A 17,366-nucleotide genomic window follows, 5' to 3' on the forward strand; every position below is an offset into this window, starting at 1 on the left:
AGTTTTACAAAGTACCTAATTACTTAAGACTAACTACTGTCATCTGTCGTACAGCATCTTTTCTACGCGAAGAACAAAAATTTTTATCACAAATAGTACAAAGTGCATACGACATATGTATGCTTTCTTTCTTTATGCCCATTGCCTCAAGTTGCAGCCTATTAAATTGAGGTAAATCAAAATATAAGCCATTTTCTCGTCGTTGCAAAACATGTTCCCCATAAGCAAATGACTCAAGATGCTCTACAAAGTCATGCCCTACTTGATAACAACATACTTGAGCAGATGGCCCAAAAAATATTTGCAACTCATCCAAATTGGTACCGTATGTTTCTTGCATGGATTTGGTCATATTTACGGCAATTGATTGTACTGACCCTTTCCAGCCGGCATGCGCAATACCAACTGCATAATGCCGTGTATCAAACAGAACAATCGGCAAACAATCAGCTGTTACTACCCCAATACCCACGTGACGTACATTAGTAATTAAAAAATCGCCCTGGTGCACAAAAGGCTGTAGCTGTTTGATCTTGGGAACAGTAACCTGCTCACCATATGCGCTATGAACCTGATGAAGAAAAATAAGTTGTTTGAGTTGTAATATTTTTTTGACTTTAGCAAATGAGCTATGCGAAAAAAGATCATAACCTGCCGAAAAATTAAGATATTCCTGAGGATTAAGATTATCCTGCTTATTACCAAAATAAATGTGGAACAGCGGCGCTTTATGAATTAACATGTTCTTCCATTGGCGGCGCAGATGGTGCATAATATGCAGCATATTCATCTTGCGTCATTGGTGGTGCAGACGGTGCAAAGTCATCATAGTGCTGTTGAGCAACTTGTTGTTGTGCTACGCGCTGTCGTTCTTGTTCAAGCTTACGCTGCGTTTGTTCGAGTTTGCTTTTTTCCAATTCCTGACGCTCGCGCTCTTGCCGTAATCGCTCCCGTTCAATCTGAATACGTTCCCGCTCTAGTTGTTTACGTTGTTTGTGTAGGCGTTCAATCTCTTCTTGCAACCGCTTATGGGCACGTTCTTGTTCTGCCATACGATTGAATACACCACTGTTTTGTAAGGTACGTTGTATAGTAACGAGATCCTTGTATAACAGACGAGCTCTATCCATTAATGTGGTAACTGCAGCATATTGCGCATTATCAATGCTTAGTTTTAATATATATATATCGGATTCTATCTGCTGCATATAAGCAATATATGGATATTCATGGGTGCTTCTGAGCTGCTCTATGTACACTTGCAATTGCTGCACAGAATATTGTGCGCTACGCTCATTGTCTGAATACCTATCTAGTAATCGATTTATTGTATTATGCAACGTAAAATAAGGTCGATTGTACTTGTACCAATTCCGTACATACCTGAGGCGTATATGTAGTTTTTTTGCTCGTTCTACAAACAAATGCATATTGCGGCATAATGCATTATCTTGTGTATTTGATTTGAGTTGTAGTATGCGCTCCTGCACAACATCGATCTGTTTTTGCAATCGATTCATAGCATAATCGATAGTATTGTCATACCAAGACCATGTAGATAAATTCAACACCGCAAAGGTTTTCAATAATTCTTCATCCACCTCTTGTGTTGATATATGCTCAGTTAGACTGGTAATATGATATGCAGACTCAAACAAACAAATATGTTTGTTATGAGTATTAAAGACTTCATCATAATAATTGCATGCATCTTCATAAACCTGCTCAGGAGTTCGGCGATCAGTTAAAAAATACCATAATAACCCGATAGCGCTACCAGTTATTACGCCACAAGTTGCCCACCATTTAGTATTTTTATAATTTTCCTTCTGCCAATACCATGCACTGGTAAATTGTGCCCCGTAACCTTCTGATTCCTGCTGTCTTAGCCCCGTAGAAAACAAAAGATGAGGGATTGTACAATTTATTATCAATATTCCTGTTATGAATTTATTGCGCATACTCATGGCACCTCCTTGCCAACAGATGATAATACATATTAAAGCATTAACGTTAAAGAACTCATCTAGATTTGTATAGTAACACTAAGAAGTGTACATGTAAAAGGCTTACTACCCATATAAGATCATTGCACACATTGAAAAGATAGAATCAAAAAAAAAGAGAAGAAAAACAAATAGTCTCTCCTCTCTTTTAATTTAAATACGGATGTCTATTTTTGTTCTTTTTGTTCAGCACGATCGCGTAAATAGGTTGGAACATCAAGATCCTGTGTGTCTATCAGATCACTACTGGCATAGAGCATTTCTTCTTCTTGCTGCTCATCAAAAGAAACTTCTTCATCTGAGATATCTGCCTGTGCTGGTTTTAGTTTTTGTGCTTCTTGTTCTTTTTTACAAAGTTGTTCTGCTGCATCAAGCGCTTTTTCTAATGCCTTGTGCGCTTGCACCTTTTGCTCTGCTTGCAATACAACTTCTGACTCATGCTTAATTGCTTCTGCTGCATCAACTATTGATGCATGAATATTATGTTTTACCTGCTCTTTTGTGGTAAAACCTGTTGCTATAATTGTTACCACAACTTCATCGTTCAATGTTGGATCAATAACTGAACCAATAATAATATTTGCATCTTCTGCTGCTTGCTCATATACAATTGAAGCTGCTTCACTAATTTCATGCAAACCAAGGTTTGTTCCCCCAGTTATGTTGAGTAATACACCATGTGCACCTTCTATGCTCATGTTTTCTAATAATGGAGAAGATATAGCCTTAAGCGCAGCTTCTCCTGCACGTTCTTCACCTGTGGCACGTCCGGTGCCCATTACTGCAAGACCACGGTCCTTCATAATGGTACGCACATCTGCAAAATCAACATTGATGTGACCAGGTTTTGCAATAATATCAGAGATGCCACGCACCGACTGACTAAGCACATCATTAATCATACCGAAAGCATCTATCATTGATACATGTTTATCAACTACTTCGATTAGCTTTTGATTTGGAATTATAATTAAAGTATCAACTTCTTTTTTGAGTGTTTCAATTGCTTTCTCAGCAATTTGTGAGCGACGTTTACCCTCAAATAAGAATGGTTTGGTTACAATAGCTATAGACAAAATACCTTGTTCACGCAGGGCACGCGCAATCACTGGAACAGCCCCTGAACCGGTGCCACCACCCATACCTGCAGCTAAGAATACAATATCCGCATCACCAACTGCTTCCATTATTTTGTCTATATCTTCTTCTGCCGCACGCTTGCCAATCTCTGGATTAGTACCGGTACCAAGTCCTTTAGTTGATTTGATACCCATTTGAATTTTTGTTTTTGCTTTTGACAATTCAAGTGCCTGTGCATCAGTATTTGCTACAACAAAATCAATACCTTGATACCCTGAATCGATAATACTATTGACTGTATTGCTTCCTGCACCACCTATACCAAGTACTTTTATTGAAGCAATTACTTTTTGTTCTTCTCTTGGATCAAATTCTATCATTTTTTTATCTCCCCTTTTTCTTAATTATACCCTTGATGGTCTAAAAAAAATCTAACACCCACGACTTCATACGATCAAATACCCGTGTCATAAGAGGACTATTTAGGTTATTCATCGCACTATTATGTTTCTTTTTTAAGGTATACAATAACAATCCATATCCTGTAGCATACATCGGGTTATGTAATGATTGTGGCAAATCAAATTCAATGCGTGGGTTACCAATACGCACCGGAACACCAAATATCTCTTGTGCAACCTCTTGCATGCCATGCAATAGTGAACCACCTCCAGTAATAACCAACCCGGTAGCCATAAATGATTGCAAATGCTTTGATATAACTTCTTCGTGCACAATTGATAACAATTCTCGTGCACGTGGCTCCAGAATCTTTGCTAGATCAGTTAATTGTATAATATGTTTTTTTCCACCTTGCACCATTTCTACTTCCACTAGATCATCTTGTTTCAGGCCTTTTTTGTATGCAGTTCCATGCAAAACCTTAACTCGCTCTGCATCGGCAATAGTGGTACGCAAACCAATAGCCAAATCGTTAGTAAAATGATTACCTGCCACCGGAAGTACCATAGTATGACGGATACTACTTTGTTGATATATAGCCAGATCAGAAGTGCCACCTCCTATATCAAGCACCGCTACACCAAGTTCTTTTTCATCAGGGCTTAAAACAGCTTCTGCAGAAGCAAGCGGCTCTAAAACTATATCATTCACCTGTATACCTGCAGCCTGACAACATTTTACTAAATTTTGTACCGATGCTATGGCTCCCAAAATAATATGTGCCTGCACTTCTAAGCGAATACCATGCATGCCAATAGGGTCTAATACGCGATCTTTACCATCAATAATAAAATACTGCGATAACACATGTAAAATTTGTTCACCTTCAGCAATAGGAATAGCTCTGGCTGCATTCAGTGCATTTTGTACATCTTCCTTGGTAATTTCACCACGTTTAATAGCAACTACCCCATGTGAATTACGAGAAGAAATATGTGCACCAGCAATACCAACTGAGGCAGTTAATATATCAATACCAGCCATTAACTCTGCTTCTTTAATTGCAGCACGAATAGAATGTACGGTGCGCGCTACATCTACTACTACACCTTTTTTAAGACCATCTGATGGTGATTTACCAATACCAATAACTTCAAGCCGATCATCATCTAGTTGTCGCGCAACAAAAACACAGATTTTAGTCGTTCCTACGTCAACAGACGTAATGAGACGATCAGAATTTATTTTAGCCATACCACAATCCCCCTTTATCTTCAAAAACAATAATTTGTTTTGTAAAGCGAACATCAGCTACCCATGATCGCCGCGATTGTTGAAATACATCTTTTGCTACCAAATCATCTTTAATACGTTCACATTGCCTGAATAACTCTTCATCTGGTAGCGAATCGACATCAAAAAGTATGGAAAATCTTTTTTCCTTTTTATCTCTCAATTGAGCATGTAATCGATCATGCCATATCACATCATATATATTTAAAATAGTAGCAGGCAATGCTGCTATACATTCTTGAAATCCCCAAATTGCATGTTCTTTTTGAATAGCAACACGGTCAACTATAGCCGTTTTGAGCGTGGCTATAATAGGTTCTTTAAACACATCTTTGATGACTAATACACCATCATCTGTCAAAACTAATACATCATTAATTAAACAAAATGGATTCCGTACCTTTAATGAGCAACAGGTAACCCCTGGCATATATGACAAAGTACATGATTTTATAAACGGAAACCGTTCTTGTATATCCAAGGTTAATGTATGCATAGAAAGTTCATTTTGTTTAAATAATGTATGCAATGCATTAATAATTTTTTTCTGCTCTATTGGCGCAATGCGTTGATCACAAATACACGCTAATTGCTGTTGTGCATAAAGCATAGAAATACCTTTTTTAATACCAGTCCCACATATAGTAAATATGACTAGGCATACTACATAGCGTATACGCAGAAGTCCCTTCATCTTTTTCCCCTGAATTTACAGATTGTAGTTTTTACTAACAATCATGTTCATTCATTTATTACCTTTTTTGAAAGGAAATAGTCAATGATTTATAGATTTGATAGAGGTGAACATGATATAGTAATCGTTTTTGACAATTCACATTTGCCTGTTAGGATCATTTGAAAAAATATCTTTATTTCAAGGAGAAGGTCATGCGCACAATCAAATTAATACTCCTGAGCAATATCTTATTAGTTTCTCATATTTTAGTAAGCATGGAGACACCAATAAAAACAGATGATTTAAGTACTACGCCCCTTGCTTATATGACAGATGAAATAGATGAATACGCAGATGATGGCAATCTTACACATATGACTACTTTGGGCACATGGCTTACCACACATAGAACAATAATCACAAACAATAATGAATGGCACAGTACGGTAAACAGAATAATTACCTGGATACCTGTATGCCGCTGTTTATGCTTAGAAAATAGAAAAAAAATGGCTCTTAAAAAAGTTATTAAACAGATAGCAACCGCTATGCAACCAGGTGATAACTGCACAGAAGAACTCATACAACAAGTACAGGCAGCATGTGATCAAGCAAAGCAAGAATACAATGATTCTGTAGAATTTCCGTGGGAAAAAATAGGTTAAATCTTACCTTTTTTTGTAGCTACTAAAAACAATAAGACCCCTGCTGCAACAGACGCATTGTAAGAAATATCATTGGTACGTTGTGGTAGGGTTACTTGCGTGCCATGTGCATACATATTTTTAGAAATACCAGCTCCCTCACTACCTACTACTAAGCAGAGCGGCATGTGATACTCACACGTTGCAGCATTTTTACCACCAAAAGCTGCCAAATATATGTTATACCCGGCTTGTTTCAATTCTTGGGCTGCCATTTCTGCTGATGGTACCATGATAATATCCAAGTGTTCTGCAAGACCAGCTGATGCCTTGATGGCAACAGCATTCAGTGGCGCAGAACTTCTTTGCGTAATAATTACGCCATCTGCTCCCGTGCAATATGCAGAACGCAGAATTGCACCAAGATTACGCGGATCTTGAATTCCATCCAGCATGACTAAGAAATTTTCACGCGAAGGATCAAAGAATTTTTTACGAAAAGGAAACGATTGCACCCAAGCAACAACACCCTGATGATCCGTTGTTTCTGCCATTCGATGCAAAACATCACGCTCAACATATTGAATAGGTACGGGATATTTGGGCAATGCTTGTTCTATCTGCTTGAACTCTTTGGGGGTTGGCTTAGTAGTATAGATAGATACTAGCTTACGTTTTTTTGCCTTGAGTAGTTCAACTATGGGATTAATCCCATAAATTAATTCACCGGTAACTTTATTTTTTGCTGGTTTTGATTTTTTAGCCATGGTAATCCCCCTTAGAAACTTAGTATTAAAATTCAGTATAACAAAATCCTGAATTCTAGCCACCTATGAACCCTTTGATTTGCAAAATTTAATAAGGTATAATTCCAGTAGAGTGTAACTATTCATATATTGTCATAAATCAAAGGAGACTCATTATGAAAAAAGCACTTGCCATTACTACATTCCTTCTAGCTTCACAAACCACATCAGTACACCCGAATCTATTTGGATTCAGAGAAATAGACGAACATCTACGGCATATGCGTAAAAGCATGAAAAAAATGCAAAAAGCATCTTATGCCTTAGTCCAAACCAGCAAAAAGGCACTAGCTCCCCATATTCAGCAACTTGATGACCATCTCTTGATTTCCATAGATAACGTAACTACTCAACAAGTGGAGGCAATATCTCAAGAGGATAAAAATACCATACATATCAAGACCGATACAGCAACTATTGATATAAAACTCGATGGTAAATATCTTTCTCTGACTATCTCTGAGCATATAGAAAAACAAACAACTGAGCAGGGCCATACTTCTCATAGTGCAGCATTCAGCTCTTGCGCGTCCGGACTTACCCTTCAACATTCCACAAACTTAAACGAGGTACAGGTAGATTATAATACTTCTACCCAGCAACTTTCTATCATGTTGCCATATGTGATGGAAAAAAAGGGTAAAACTATTCCAGTGAATATAAAAAAATAAAATAATGGTTATACTTATTGTATGGAAAAAGGGTTTGAGTTGTACTCAAGCCCTTTTTTTATGATACGTGTATTTTATAAGGATCATATGTACCGTCTACTTATACTATCAGCCCTTTGCCCTCCTTTGTATGCCATGCAAGAAGTAGCGAGCTTAAAAAAATTATGCTTAAAGTATCTAGAAACGCATTGGCAACACCCTGCTATTCATCTTAATGTACAAGATCCAAGATTACCTTATGATATTTCAGAATATACTGACTGCGAATTAACTGAACAATTTGCTACAGCTTCTCTTTGGTTTGAAGAAAAACTACCTGATTTTTTGGCACATAATATATCTATAAATTATCAAGATAAAGATGGCAATACAGCTCTGCACTTTATAGCACGCAAGTACTGGTATGCCCATATACCGGAACTAATACAATTGGTTGAATTTGGAGCAGATTACAACATACAAAATAAACTTGGGCAACGTCCTATTGATGATATGGACTCCCTTGTTGCTTCCTATCTGCAATCTATGAATACTCAAGCAGCTACAGCATTACTCTGCAAAGTATATAAATGTCCTTACATACCTGAAAACATACGTACACGTACCATAGAGACTCTCCTGATACGTGGTGCTTCTATGCCGCCTGATTATACTGCTTGTATAAAAACATCATATAATTTTTTAATTAAACAATATGTATATATCAAAAAAACAATCCGATATGTTTGGGACAACTATATTTTTGTAAAAGTATAGATACAATATAAAAGTTCAGTATTTCCTACGATTAAAAACACTTTAAATAGACATGTCCCATGCCATATACTTGGATCGAAGTCAGTAAATCATCACTTTTGCGCAATCTTGCACAATATAAAAAATTTATAGGTCCACATAATATACTTGCTCCGGTCATAAAAGCAAATGGATATGGGCATGGCATGCAACATATTGCATCTATATGCCAGGAAAGTCCTCATGTCGACTGGCTTTGTTTAGCGCTTTTGTCTGACGCGCTTGTATTGCGTAAACAAGGTGTTACTAAGCCAATTTTTATTTTGGGTCATATTGATGTTGATCCGGTATTGGCGATCAACCAAAATATCGATTTATTAGTTCATGATATGCAAACTGCCCAAACATTAAATACCATTGGCAAAGCGCATACATACACATTCAATGTACATATAAAAATTGATACAGGGCTTTCACGGCTTGGTATACTACCAGCAGAAGCAATAGGCACTATAAAAAAAATACAACAGATGCCACATATTGCTATCAGAGGTATTTACTCACATTTGGCAGAATCTCAATTGGAAGATGATACATTTACACAACAGCAATTACAAACATTCAATAGCATACTTGAGCAACTTAAAAACGAACATATCCATATTCCATTGAAGCATATTGCCAATACCGCAGCAGCAACACGATTTTTTTCTGATAGGTATAATTTTTTTCGTGTTGGTGCAGGCATGTATGGATTATGGCCATCACCAACAGTGAAAAAAATCACACTCGAACGTGATCCCCTATTTACATTACAACCAATACTTACCTGGAAAACGCGAATTATGCATGTTAAAAAACTTAAAGCTGGTTCTTTTGTTGGCTACAATCGTACCCACCAACTGATGCAGGATAGCACAATCGCAGTTATACCAATCGGTTATTATGATGGCTATGATATTCGATATAGTAACAGAGGAGTGGTAAAAATACATGATACATACGCACCCATTATTGGTAGGGTATGCATGAATCATACCATAATCAATATAAGTAATATATCTGATGTACACATTGGTACATTAGTAACTCTAATGTCTGATGATCAAGAAATTAATCCTTATCGATTTGCGCAATTTACTGGCAATAACAATGTCCGTGAAGTGTTGACTAATATTTATCCACACATAGAACGCACAATAGTGTTATGATATTTTGAACAATAATGCATAATATTCTATACTAAATTTTTCATACAAAATTATATTTAATAATCAGAAGGTTGCTATGTTTATTATTGAAGGTAATATAGGCGCTGGTAAGTCTACCTTTTTAAAATTAATGGCAAAAAAATTACCGTACCTTTCGGTAAGCCTAGAACCAGTCAATAATTGGCAAAAACAAATATATGGGCAGTCATTATTAACGAATTTTTATGAAAATTCACAACGCTGGGCATACACATTCGAAACACTTACTATGATGAATCGCGTACAAGAGCATGTTACCTTACAAAAACAAGAAGACCCGTTAACCCTTGTAGAGCGATCAGTTTATTCAGGTCATTATTGCTTTGCCCACAATAGCTATGCCCAAGGATTTTTAAATGCTATGGAATGGAGAATATATGAACAGTGGTTTGATTGGTTAGTACAAAAACACTGTCAACCACCGACTGGGTTCATCTATCTGCGTGTTGATCCTAAAATTTCATATGAGCGCATCAAAAAACGTAATCGCCATGCAGAAAAAACTATTTCTCTACAATACCTCAAACAAATTCACAATCGTCATGATAGTTTTTTAATTCAAAAAAATAATGTCTTGGATGCGCTTAAAAAAGTGCCTGTTCTGCTTCTTGATTGTAACACTGAGTTTGAACATGACGAAAACAAGCTAAATCAACATGTTGAATCAGTTCAAAATTTTTTAAATATGACCCACTCTGCGCACGTTCATGATACTCGTATTATTTCATGTAGTTAATTATGAAAAAATTAATTAGTATTCTGGTATTTTGCATAACTATTACTACACAAACATGTGAATATGCACCATTATTCCAAAATAATGTATCATCTGAGCCACTCAACAAATTACTTGCTCTAACCCACATCACGCATAATAATTCACTGTCTAGTATTGTTGACGCAACACAAAAAGCACAAACTGATGGTGGTTGGCTTAGAAAAAGTAAAACAGAACGATGGCAGATAGAAGAAATTCATACAGACAAAAAAAATGAATGCCTACCACTGTTCAAACAATTGGGCATGGTTAATGCTGCATCTCCAACACAAAAAAACTATGACTACGTTTTATTGCATGGAGGACCGGTAAACATCGTACGATTACGATTGGCATATTTAGTTTTTAAATGCTTAAATAATGATTTACAATTTAAACACCTAATTGTACTGACAGGAAAACGTGCGCTTGATCCTTCTATAGAAAATATAAAAACACTATACGCAAGCACAGAAAGTATTTTACCATTCAAAGCTACATGGCACCCAACAAAAACATTCCCTCAAACAGAAACAGAAATGATTCAGCTGGTACTTGAACAAAGTATAACACCAGGCAACTGGGATACTGTTACTACTACGTTTATTGATACACCAGCATCGATAACATATCGTCCAACTACTGCAGATACCATTGCATATTGGCTCAAAGAATATCATCCAGAAGCTGGGAGTATACTAGCAATCTCAAATCAACCACATGTACCGTACCAACATGAAATATTGACTTCCATAATACCACCGACCTTTTATACAGAGACAGTTGGTCCTGCACTAGAACAAGATACAAAATTAGCCATTATGTTCGATGCACTTGCTCGATGGCTATACCAAAAACAACAAAATAATGTATCAAGTCTGCGCGCCAAACTTTAAGTCTGCATAATGTTCTAGCAAACTTAACATCTGCTCAACGGTAATAATATGATTTTCAATAATTTCAATGGTGGTTAATTGATCTAAGGTAGTAGCATTTTCAAGCTTGAATGGGCCTATTGCAGATCGCTCGAGATTATACGTTGTTGCACAACTACCTGCTTTTCGTGCAATATCGTTGACCAATGTTCGTATATAAGTTCCATGAGAAACATGTGCTCTGATCGTAAAATATGGAAATTCATAATTAATCAATTCAACATTATACAACTGTATAATACGACTTTTTTGCGTAACTACATCTTCAAGTTCAGCCTGCGAGACTCTACCTTTTCGCGCCAACTGATACAATGGTTTCCCTTCATGTTTGAGCGCAGAATAGATGGGAGGTATTTGCTCATATGCTGAGCCAAGCTGTTGAATTGCATGTATTATATCTTTCTGCGTAACTTCTTTTTGGCATGTTTCTAGTACTTCACTTTCATAATCAAGAGAACTGGTCAGCTCGCCTAGCTTTCCAGTCGCTACATACACCTTATCAAGCTTCATAACATCAGCAAGATACCGCGTTGCAGCTCGATCAATACCAATAATAAGTAATCCTGATGCTAACAAATCTAACGTACCTGCATGACCAATTTTTGCTTTTTTACCAAGTAATTTTTTTATTTTAGCAACGCATGCATACGAGGTAATATTTTTTGGCTTATTGATTAATAAAAATCCGGATAATTGTTTTGTTTCTTGCATAGTTATTTGAAAATTAATTACAATCACATAATGAAGGGTTGCTAATGTAGGGTACACTTTTCTAGTATAAACAAATTTAACTAAGGGGGAAGTGATTATGCAACGTGCATACGCACTAGTTCTATTTTGTCTAATTATACCTATGCACGCATACGAAGAACACCAGCCAGAACGATTACGGCAACGTGTCCAAATTCAGCAATTGAAAGAAGAAAAACAACAATTATTACGCGCAATTGGCGAGTCAAACACCAGTGATGCATGTCGTAAAATTATAGGTCTTGATAAATTATTTACAGATCTTGAGGCAACAAATGCACGACAAGCATCTCTCAACGCTCTGAATATGCGTACAAAAATTACCAAGTTAGAAAAAAGGAACCAGCAACTTGAACAAGCGCTCGCAAATCTGGAAAAACAAGCACAGCAATTTAATAATGCACTACAAACCGTTACTGAAGTTAAAACTTCTCGTGGAAAATCAAGGAAACAACAACTTAAGCCTTTAAAAAATCCTTTAAATGAATCTGCAGAAAATCAATTACTGACTAATTGACGTGCTAGATAAAATTCCCTAACATTACACTATCATAAACACTTTATTGCTAAGGAATTTTGTGCATACGTTTAAATTTGTTTTATTATTTCTAAGTACAACACTATGCATCTACAGCATGGAAAGAACTTATATTATTAATTATCATCTTGAATTAGAAAAACAGACTTGTATAATCGAAGAGCAGCTCACAAAATATCCTATGGAAGAACGACCTAAAGTACTTGCTCAATTACTGCGTGCTATACAAGATCCAGGCGAACAATTTTTTATTGAACATAATATTGATCCACGTCTTTTGCCAAAACAAACTTTTCTATCACTTTCAAAAAGTGATCGTGCACAAAGAATCATTGCGCAAAATTTGGAAACAAAACTAGAATCAGCACAGGTAGGATCTGAAGCACAATACATAGTCAATCATGCTCTTAAAGATCTTGCGCCCGAAGTCCAAGAGGCCATACAACAAAAAATTGCCCCACATCTGCGCTGGAAAACTAAAGGGTGGTGTGGACGAAACGAGCGTTATATAACTTGTGTAATTCCAACACTCGCAGGCATGTGTGCATTGGGTTTGTGCGGTGCATATGGAATAACTAGCCTGGGTATATACTTGTTTAGCTAATTTTATAAATACGGTGCTTACCAACTTTGATAACCATACCAGATTGCCATTGAACTTCATGTTTAAAGTCAGTCACTACCTGACCATCAATCAATACCGCTTTCGATTCGATTAAACGCTTTGCTTCAGATGAGCTGCTAATTGCACCAATTGTTTTGAGCAATTCAACTACCCAAATTGGATTTGCAATGTGCGTAAGGCTAACCTCTTGCGCCTGAGAATAATCTTTTTTTTGAAACAATGCCTCAAAAGTTTCCTGTGCTTTGGTAGCCTCATTTTGAGACCAAAATTTAGCAACAATATCATGAGCCATTTGCTTTTTGAGTGCCATAGGGTGTGTATTTCCATATGCAACTCGCTCCTGCATAGCGCTTATTGCATCATCGGGTATATTGAGTAATAATTTGAAATAACGCCACATCAACGTATCTGATATTGACATAAGTTTACCAAATGCATCATCAGCTGCCTCTGCAATTCCTATAGCATTGCCCAAAGATTTAGACATTTTTTTGACACCATCTAATCCTTCGAGTAATGGGCAGGTAATAACTACTTGTGGTGTTTGCCCATATTGCTCTTGTAAAAAACGACCCATTAATAAGTTAAACGTTTGATCAGTACCACCAAGCTCTATATCTGCTTGTAGTGCTACAGAATCATATGCTTGAAAAAGTGGATATAAAAGTTCATGAAAGCTAATTGGTTGATTATCTTTAATGCGATTGGCAAAATCTTCACGCTCAGTCAATCGAGCAAGCGTAACTTTGGCACATATCTGTACTACATCAGATGCACTCAACGTATCTAACCATTCAGAATTATAGCGAATAGTTAGATTTTTAGGATCTAAAATTTTGCCTACTTGCTCAAAATAAGTACGCATATTGTGTTCAATATCTTGAGCTGAAAGAGCTGGCCGAGTTTTTGAGCGACCAGTCGGGTCACCAATACGTGCCGTAAAATCGCCAATTACAAAAATAACTTCATGCCCTAAATCTTGGAATGTTTTTAATTTAGAAAGAACTACTGCATGCCCAAGATGTAAGTCCGGGGCAGTAGGATCCATACCAAGTTTAACTTTTAATTTTTTACCAGTTTTTAATTTTTGAACAAGTTCTTTCTCTGGGATTACTTGTGCCGTACCTTGTTCAATAAGTGCCAACTCTTTTTTCATTACCTATCCTTAGAACGCACCAATCATATGTGCTAATAGTACCCCAGTATACGTGGTAATTTTTATTACCACAATCAGCATAGGCCTATAGAAAAACCATATCAATATTAATGGTGCAAATAATGTAAAATGTAAAGAGTATTGCATATAGCTCATCTGATCTTCTGCAAATATTGCTAACCCCAACATGCAGGTATTTAATAAAAAATCTAATACAGCTAGTCCGATATGTAACGCAACCATCGCTACTATAATAAAACCGATTACCAAGGATATAGTGCTATATCCAGTAAAAAATTGGCCCATGGATGCATGAGAAAAAATATCTCGCCCAATGGCACTGTATACAAAATTAATTACCATTGGTCCAAACCACCACAACAAGATGCACAGTCCTATGATAGCTAATACCATATGTAAAAACACATTAGAATAATACGCTATAGCCATACGTAGATAGCGATTTTTACCATAAAAATTGAATGGATTAATAGGCACATGCTTACCCCAACCAAATGATGTTAATATGAGAAGCACTAACCCTATAGGGCTTGCATGTATAATGGGATTTAATGTTAAAAAACCAAGCTGTTCGGCAGTGTCATCACCCATTTTTTCTGCAACCCATGCGCGAAACGCACCAGTTGTAGTTACCACAAAAAAATATGCTAAAAGAAACGTAATACTATTGATCAGAAATGCAGTGCTTTTGATATCGAGCATAATAATAACCTTTTAAAATCGTATAAATTAAAGCATAAGCGAAATCATAGATAGGGTCAAATCTAATATTGAGCCACTCAGAGGCAAAATCTAACATTCGACAAATACAATCTGGCACGTTACAATAACGGAAAAAATTCCCCCTGTACATCATACAAAAAAAGGGAAAAATTATGGAGCACAAAAAGCCTGATATTGTAGAAAAATATTGGTTTATCCCGCCTGTTATTTTGAGTATTATCACAATATTCGTGTATAGACCTTCATTTCACTATAATTTCCAATTTGATGACGTTGCAAACATCACTAAACATTTTCATATCCGTCATCATACATTCACAAGTCTTTTCTTTACCGGTAGTCGTTGGCTGAGTTATTGGCTTAACTCAATACATTATAGTATTGGAAAATTTGATCCATTCTCTTATCGCCTTGGCAATGCGCTCATTCATAGCACAAATGGATTACTCGTCTTTTTAGTCATTTTTTTTGGATTAAAAAGATTGCGCCAAAAAAGTTTTTTCCAAATACATAGTTTTGCAATAGCTCTTGTGACCAGCACCCTATTCTTATTACATCCTGTTCATACACAAACAGTATCCTATGTAATTCAAGGCGAACTTGAAGGCATGGCAGCATTATTTAGCTTAAGCACCATCTTATGCTTTTTACTTTTTACATCGACACACCGCATAGTTTCAAAAACAATAGTTGGTATCATTATGTATACCCTTGCATTATTTGCATGCGGAACTAAAGAAATTACTATTATGTTACCAGCTCTTTTATTATTGATTGATTGGTTTTTTGTAGCACAAGGATCTTGGCAAGATTTAAAAAAACGAACTTGGGTGCACGTTCTGATGATATTTTCGGTGTTTGCAATGTACTCATTTCTACTAAAACCAAAATTTTTTGCAGAGCTATTTGGTTTAAAAATGATTGCAAAAAACAACATTGGGAACGTAATTACCAAAGATCCCACGGCACAAATTACACCATTAGCATTTTGCATTTCTCAATTTAAAGTGATCTTACATTATTTGTGGATTTTTATTTGGCCATTCAACATCTCAGTAGAATATGATTGGATGCTTTCTGATAGCTTTTTTGCACCTGATGCTATTATTCCATTCATGGTATTAACATTACTTACCAGTGGCATAATGTATTTATTGCACCACAATAGAATTAATCCTGTTGCTTTCGGTGCTTTGTGGTTTGGGCTTGCTGTAGCACCACGCTCAAGCATTATTCCATCACCAGAATTATTGGTTGACTACAAAACATATTTGCCATCAATAGGTTGGCTTTTTTTGCTTGCTGCAGGAATCATAAAATTATATGAATATACTAGGAATGCATTACCTTATCACATATCTTGGCTTACTGGTGTGCGTGGGCATGCAATACTTGCATTACTTCTTGCACTCCCCCTTGGCTATGCAACTCAGCAACGCAACTTGGTCTGGAGCTCTGGTCTTGAATTCTGGGGAAATATTATAAAAAATGCACCAGGCAAGGCACGCGCATACAATAATTATGGCGTAGAACTTTCACAAGAACTTGGTAAATTTGCAGAAGCTATTCCGTACTTTAAAAAAGCAATAGCCATGGACAAAAAATATCCAGATCCTTGCAATAACTTAGCCGTAGCCTATGCGCGCACCAATGATATTGATAATGCAATTGAAGCTATGAAGCAGGGGCTACGGATCAACCAAGCTTACCCTGAAGGATATAATAATTTAGCATCATTCTTTTTGACTAAAAAAGATTATGCTAATGCAAAACAATCCCTTGAATTTGCACTCAAACTCCGTCCTTATTATGGCAAAGCATTCTACAATCTGGGGCGCGTGTATATGGCAGAAGGTAATCAAGAAAAAGCATGGGAATGCTTTAAAAATTGCTGTATGAAGGGTGATTTAGATAATGAAATAGGCTTTAGAACATATGCCCAAACAAGTCTTACCTTACAAAAATATACTGATGCCATTATTGGATATTGTAAATTGTTAGAGATCAATCCAACAGATAGACCCGCTCGTTTCAATTTAGCCAACTGCTATTACTTGACCGGTGAATTTGAAAAGGCATTGCAAAGATATCAGCAACTGTATGCGCAAGACCCTAGTGATGAAATGCTCATATACAATATTGGAGAAACCTACGCACGTCTTGGTTATTATGACAAAGCTATAGAATATCTAGAAAAAACACCACGCAGCAGACAACGGGGAGCTACACGTTTGGCTGAATGTTATAAAAAAACTGGACAGTTCGAAAAAGCAAAAAATATAGTTACATAGCACATAT

At 36.5% G+C, this 17,366-nt stretch carries 18 protein-coding genes; 9 read left to right on the forward strand and 9 right to left on the reverse strand.

Going from position 1 to position 17,366, the window contains the following annotated elements; translation table 11 throughout:
- Window positions 1–19: 19 nt before the first annotated feature.
- The 5 genes from pgeF to PK943_03720 form a co-directional block, all read right to left on the reverse strand.
- Window positions 20–742, reverse strand: a complete 723-nt coding sequence (gene pgeF / locus PK943_03700) for a peptidoglycan editing factor PgeF (GenBank protein HRN78318.1) — start codon at window positions 740–742, stop codon at window positions 20–22.
- Window positions 729–1,967, reverse strand: a complete 1,239-nt coding sequence (locus PK943_03705) for a hypothetical protein (GenBank protein HRN78319.1) — start codon at window positions 1,965–1,967, stop codon at window positions 729–731. Before PK943_03705 ends, pgeF begins: the two co-directional genes overlap by 14 nt.
- A gap of 206 nt (window positions 1,968–2,173) precedes the next feature.
- Window positions 2,174–3,466 (reverse strand): cell division protein FtsZ, encoded by a 1,293-nt coding sequence (ftsZ, locus tag PK943_03710; protein HRN78320.1) that lies wholly within the window; start codon window positions 3,464–3,466, stop codon window positions 2,174–2,176.
- Window positions 3,467–3,506: 40 nt separating this feature from the next.
- Window positions 3,507–4,742, reverse strand: a complete 1,236-nt coding sequence (ftsA, locus tag PK943_03715; protein HRN78321.1) for a cell division protein FtsA — start codon at window positions 4,740–4,742, stop codon at window positions 3,507–3,509.
- On the reverse strand, window positions 4,735–5,475 hold the full coding sequence (locus tag PK943_03720; GenBank protein ID HRN78322.1) for a hypothetical protein: 741 nt from the start codon (window positions 5,473–5,475) through the stop codon (window positions 4,735–4,737). The genes ftsA and PK943_03720 overlap by 8 nt, the downstream gene beginning before the upstream one ends.
- Window positions 5,476–5,669: 194 nt before the next feature.
- On the opposite strand from PK943_03720, the gene PK943_03725 reads away from it, so the two are divergent.
- Window positions 5,670–6,122 carry a hypothetical protein gene (locus PK943_03725; protein HRN78323.1) on the forward strand — a complete coding sequence of 151 codons (453 nt, stop codon included), beginning with the start codon at window positions 5,670–5,672 and terminating at the stop codon, window positions 6,120–6,122.
- Here the strand turns inward: PK943_03725 and rlmB are convergent.
- Window positions 6,119–6,868, reverse strand: coding sequence for a 23S rRNA (guanosine(2251)-2'-O)-methyltransferase RlmB (gene rlmB / locus PK943_03730; protein HRN78324.1), 750 nt, complete (start codon window positions 6,866–6,868; stop codon window positions 6,119–6,121). The genes PK943_03725 and rlmB overlap by 4 nt on opposite strands.
- 155 nt (window positions 6,869–7,023) lie before the next feature.
- Here rlmB and PK943_03735 point away from each other — a divergent pair, with 155 nt between their 5' ends.
- From PK943_03735 to PK943_03755, 5 genes are all read left to right on the forward strand, one after another.
- Entirely contained in the window at window positions 7,024–7,578 is a 555-nt protein-coding gene (locus tag PK943_03735) for a hypothetical protein (protein ID HRN78325.1), read from the forward strand.
- 87 nt (window positions 7,579–7,665) lie between these two features.
- Entirely contained in the window at window positions 7,666–8,334 is a 669-nt protein-coding gene (locus PK943_03740; GenBank protein HRN78326.1) for an ankyrin repeat domain-containing protein, read from the forward strand.
- Between the two features lie 59 nt (window positions 8,335–8,393).
- The gene (alr, locus tag PK943_03745; protein HRN78327.1) at window positions 8,394–9,524 is read left to right on the forward strand and encodes an alanine racemase; all 1,131 of its coding nucleotides are present in this window, start codon (window positions 8,394–8,396) and stop codon (window positions 9,522–9,524) included.
- Between the two features lie 76 nt (window positions 9,525–9,600).
- The gene (locus PK943_03750) at window positions 9,601–10,299 is read left to right on the forward strand and encodes a deoxynucleoside kinase (protein ID HRN78328.1); all 699 of its coding nucleotides are present in this window, start codon (window positions 9,601–9,603) and stop codon (window positions 10,297–10,299) included.
- Window positions 10,300–10,301: 2 nt separating this feature from the next.
- Window positions 10,302–11,216: a hypothetical protein gene (locus tag PK943_03755; protein ID HRN78329.1), complete on the forward strand. Its 915-nt coding sequence runs from the start codon at window positions 10,302–10,304 to the stop codon at window positions 11,214–11,216.
- Here PK943_03755 and truB read toward each other — a convergent pair.
- Window positions 11,193–11,993, reverse strand: coding sequence for a tRNA pseudouridine(55) synthase TruB (gene truB, locus PK943_03760; GenBank protein HRN78330.1), 801 nt, complete (start codon window positions 11,991–11,993; stop codon window positions 11,193–11,195). The two genes, PK943_03755 and truB, sit on opposite strands and share 24 nt — an antisense overlap.
- A 70-nt stretch (window positions 11,994–12,063) precedes the next feature.
- Here truB and PK943_03765 point away from each other — a divergent pair, with 70 nt between their 5' ends.
- The gene (locus PK943_03765) at window positions 12,064–12,522 is read left to right on the forward strand and encodes a hypothetical protein (GenBank protein HRN78331.1); all 459 of its coding nucleotides are present in this window, start codon (window positions 12,064–12,066) and stop codon (window positions 12,520–12,522) included.
- Window positions 12,523–12,583: 61 nt separating this feature from the next.
- Window positions 12,584–13,147, forward strand: a complete 564-nt coding sequence (locus tag PK943_03770) for a hypothetical protein (GenBank protein HRN78332.1) — start codon at window positions 12,584–12,586, stop codon at window positions 13,145–13,147.
- Here the strand turns inward: PK943_03770 and tyrS are convergent.
- Together tyrS and PK943_03780 are read right to left on the reverse strand one after the other, a co-directional pair.
- Entirely contained in the window at window positions 13,140–14,324 is a 1,185-nt protein-coding gene (gene tyrS, locus PK943_03775; protein ID HRN78333.1) for a tyrosine--tRNA ligase, read from the reverse strand. The genes PK943_03770 and tyrS overlap by 8 nt on opposite strands.
- Window positions 14,325–14,333: 9 nt before the next feature.
- Window positions 14,334–15,047 (reverse strand): hypothetical protein, encoded by a 714-nt coding sequence (locus tag PK943_03780; GenBank protein HRN78334.1) that lies wholly within the window; start codon window positions 15,045–15,047, stop codon window positions 14,334–14,336.
- Between the two features lie 173 nt (window positions 15,048–15,220).
- On the opposite strand from PK943_03780, the gene PK943_03785 reads away from it, so the two are divergent.
- Window positions 15,221–17,359, forward strand: a complete 2,139-nt coding sequence (locus PK943_03785; protein HRN78335.1) for a tetratricopeptide repeat protein — start codon at window positions 15,221–15,223, stop codon at window positions 17,357–17,359.
- Window positions 17,360–17,366: the final 7 nt, after the last annotated feature.

The organism is Candidatus Dependentiae bacterium (assembly GCA_035445995.1).
Classification (GTDB): Bacteria; Babelota; Babeliae; order Babelales; family Vermiphilaceae; genus DAOMRS01.

Coding starts and splice junctions, on each gene's coding strand:
- PK943_03765 (HRN78331.1), top strand. CDS start 12,064: ATGCAACGTGCATACGCACTAGTTCTATTTTGTCTAATTATACCTATG.
- pgeF (HRN78318.1), bottom strand. CDS start 742: ATGTTAATTCATAAAGCGCCGCTGTTCCACATTTATTTTGGTAATAAG.
- ftsZ (HRN78320.1), bottom strand. CDS start 3,466: ATGATAGAATTTGATCCAAGAGAAGAACAAAAAGTAATTGCTTCAATA.
- PK943_03780 (HRN78334.1), bottom strand. CDS start 15,047: ATGCTCGATATCAAAAGCACTGCATTTCTGATCAATAGTATTACGTTT.
- PK943_03725 (HRN78323.1), top strand. CDS start 5,670: ATGCGCACAATCAAATTAATACTCCTGAGCAATATCTTATTAGTTTCT.
- ftsA (HRN78321.1), bottom strand. CDS start 4,742: ATGGCTAAAATAAATTCTGATCGTCTCATTACGTCTGTTGACGTAGGA.
- PK943_03720 (HRN78322.1), bottom strand. CDS start 5,475: ATGAAGGGACTTCTGCGTATACGCTATGTAGTATGCCTAGTCATATTT.
- PK943_03750 (HRN78328.1), top strand. CDS start 9,601: ATGTTTATTATTGAAGGTAATATAGGCGCTGGTAAGTCTACCTTTTTA.
- PK943_03785 (HRN78335.1), top strand. CDS start 15,221: ATGGAGCACAAAAAGCCTGATATTGTAGAAAAATATTGGTTTATCCCG.
- PK943_03755 (HRN78329.1), top strand. CDS start 10,302: ATGAAAAAATTAATTAGTATTCTGGTATTTTGCATAACTATTACTACA.
- PK943_03705 (HRN78319.1), bottom strand. CDS start 1,967: ATGAGTATGCGCAATAAATTCATAACAGGAATATTGATAATAAATTGT.
- PK943_03735 (HRN78325.1), top strand. CDS start 7,024: ATGAAAAAAGCACTTGCCATTACTACATTCCTTCTAGCTTCACAAACC.
- PK943_03740 (HRN78326.1), top strand. CDS start 7,666: ATGTACCGTCTACTTATACTATCAGCCCTTTGCCCTCCTTTGTATGCC.
- alr (HRN78327.1), top strand. CDS start 8,394: ATGCCATATACTTGGATCGAAGTCAGTAAATCATCACTTTTGCGCAAT.
- rlmB (HRN78324.1), bottom strand. CDS start 6,868: ATGGCTAAAAAATCAAAACCAGCAAAAAATAAAGTTACCGGTGAATTA.
- tyrS (HRN78333.1), bottom strand. CDS start 14,324: ATGAAAAAAGAGTTGGCACTTATTGAACAAGGTACGGCACAAGTAATC.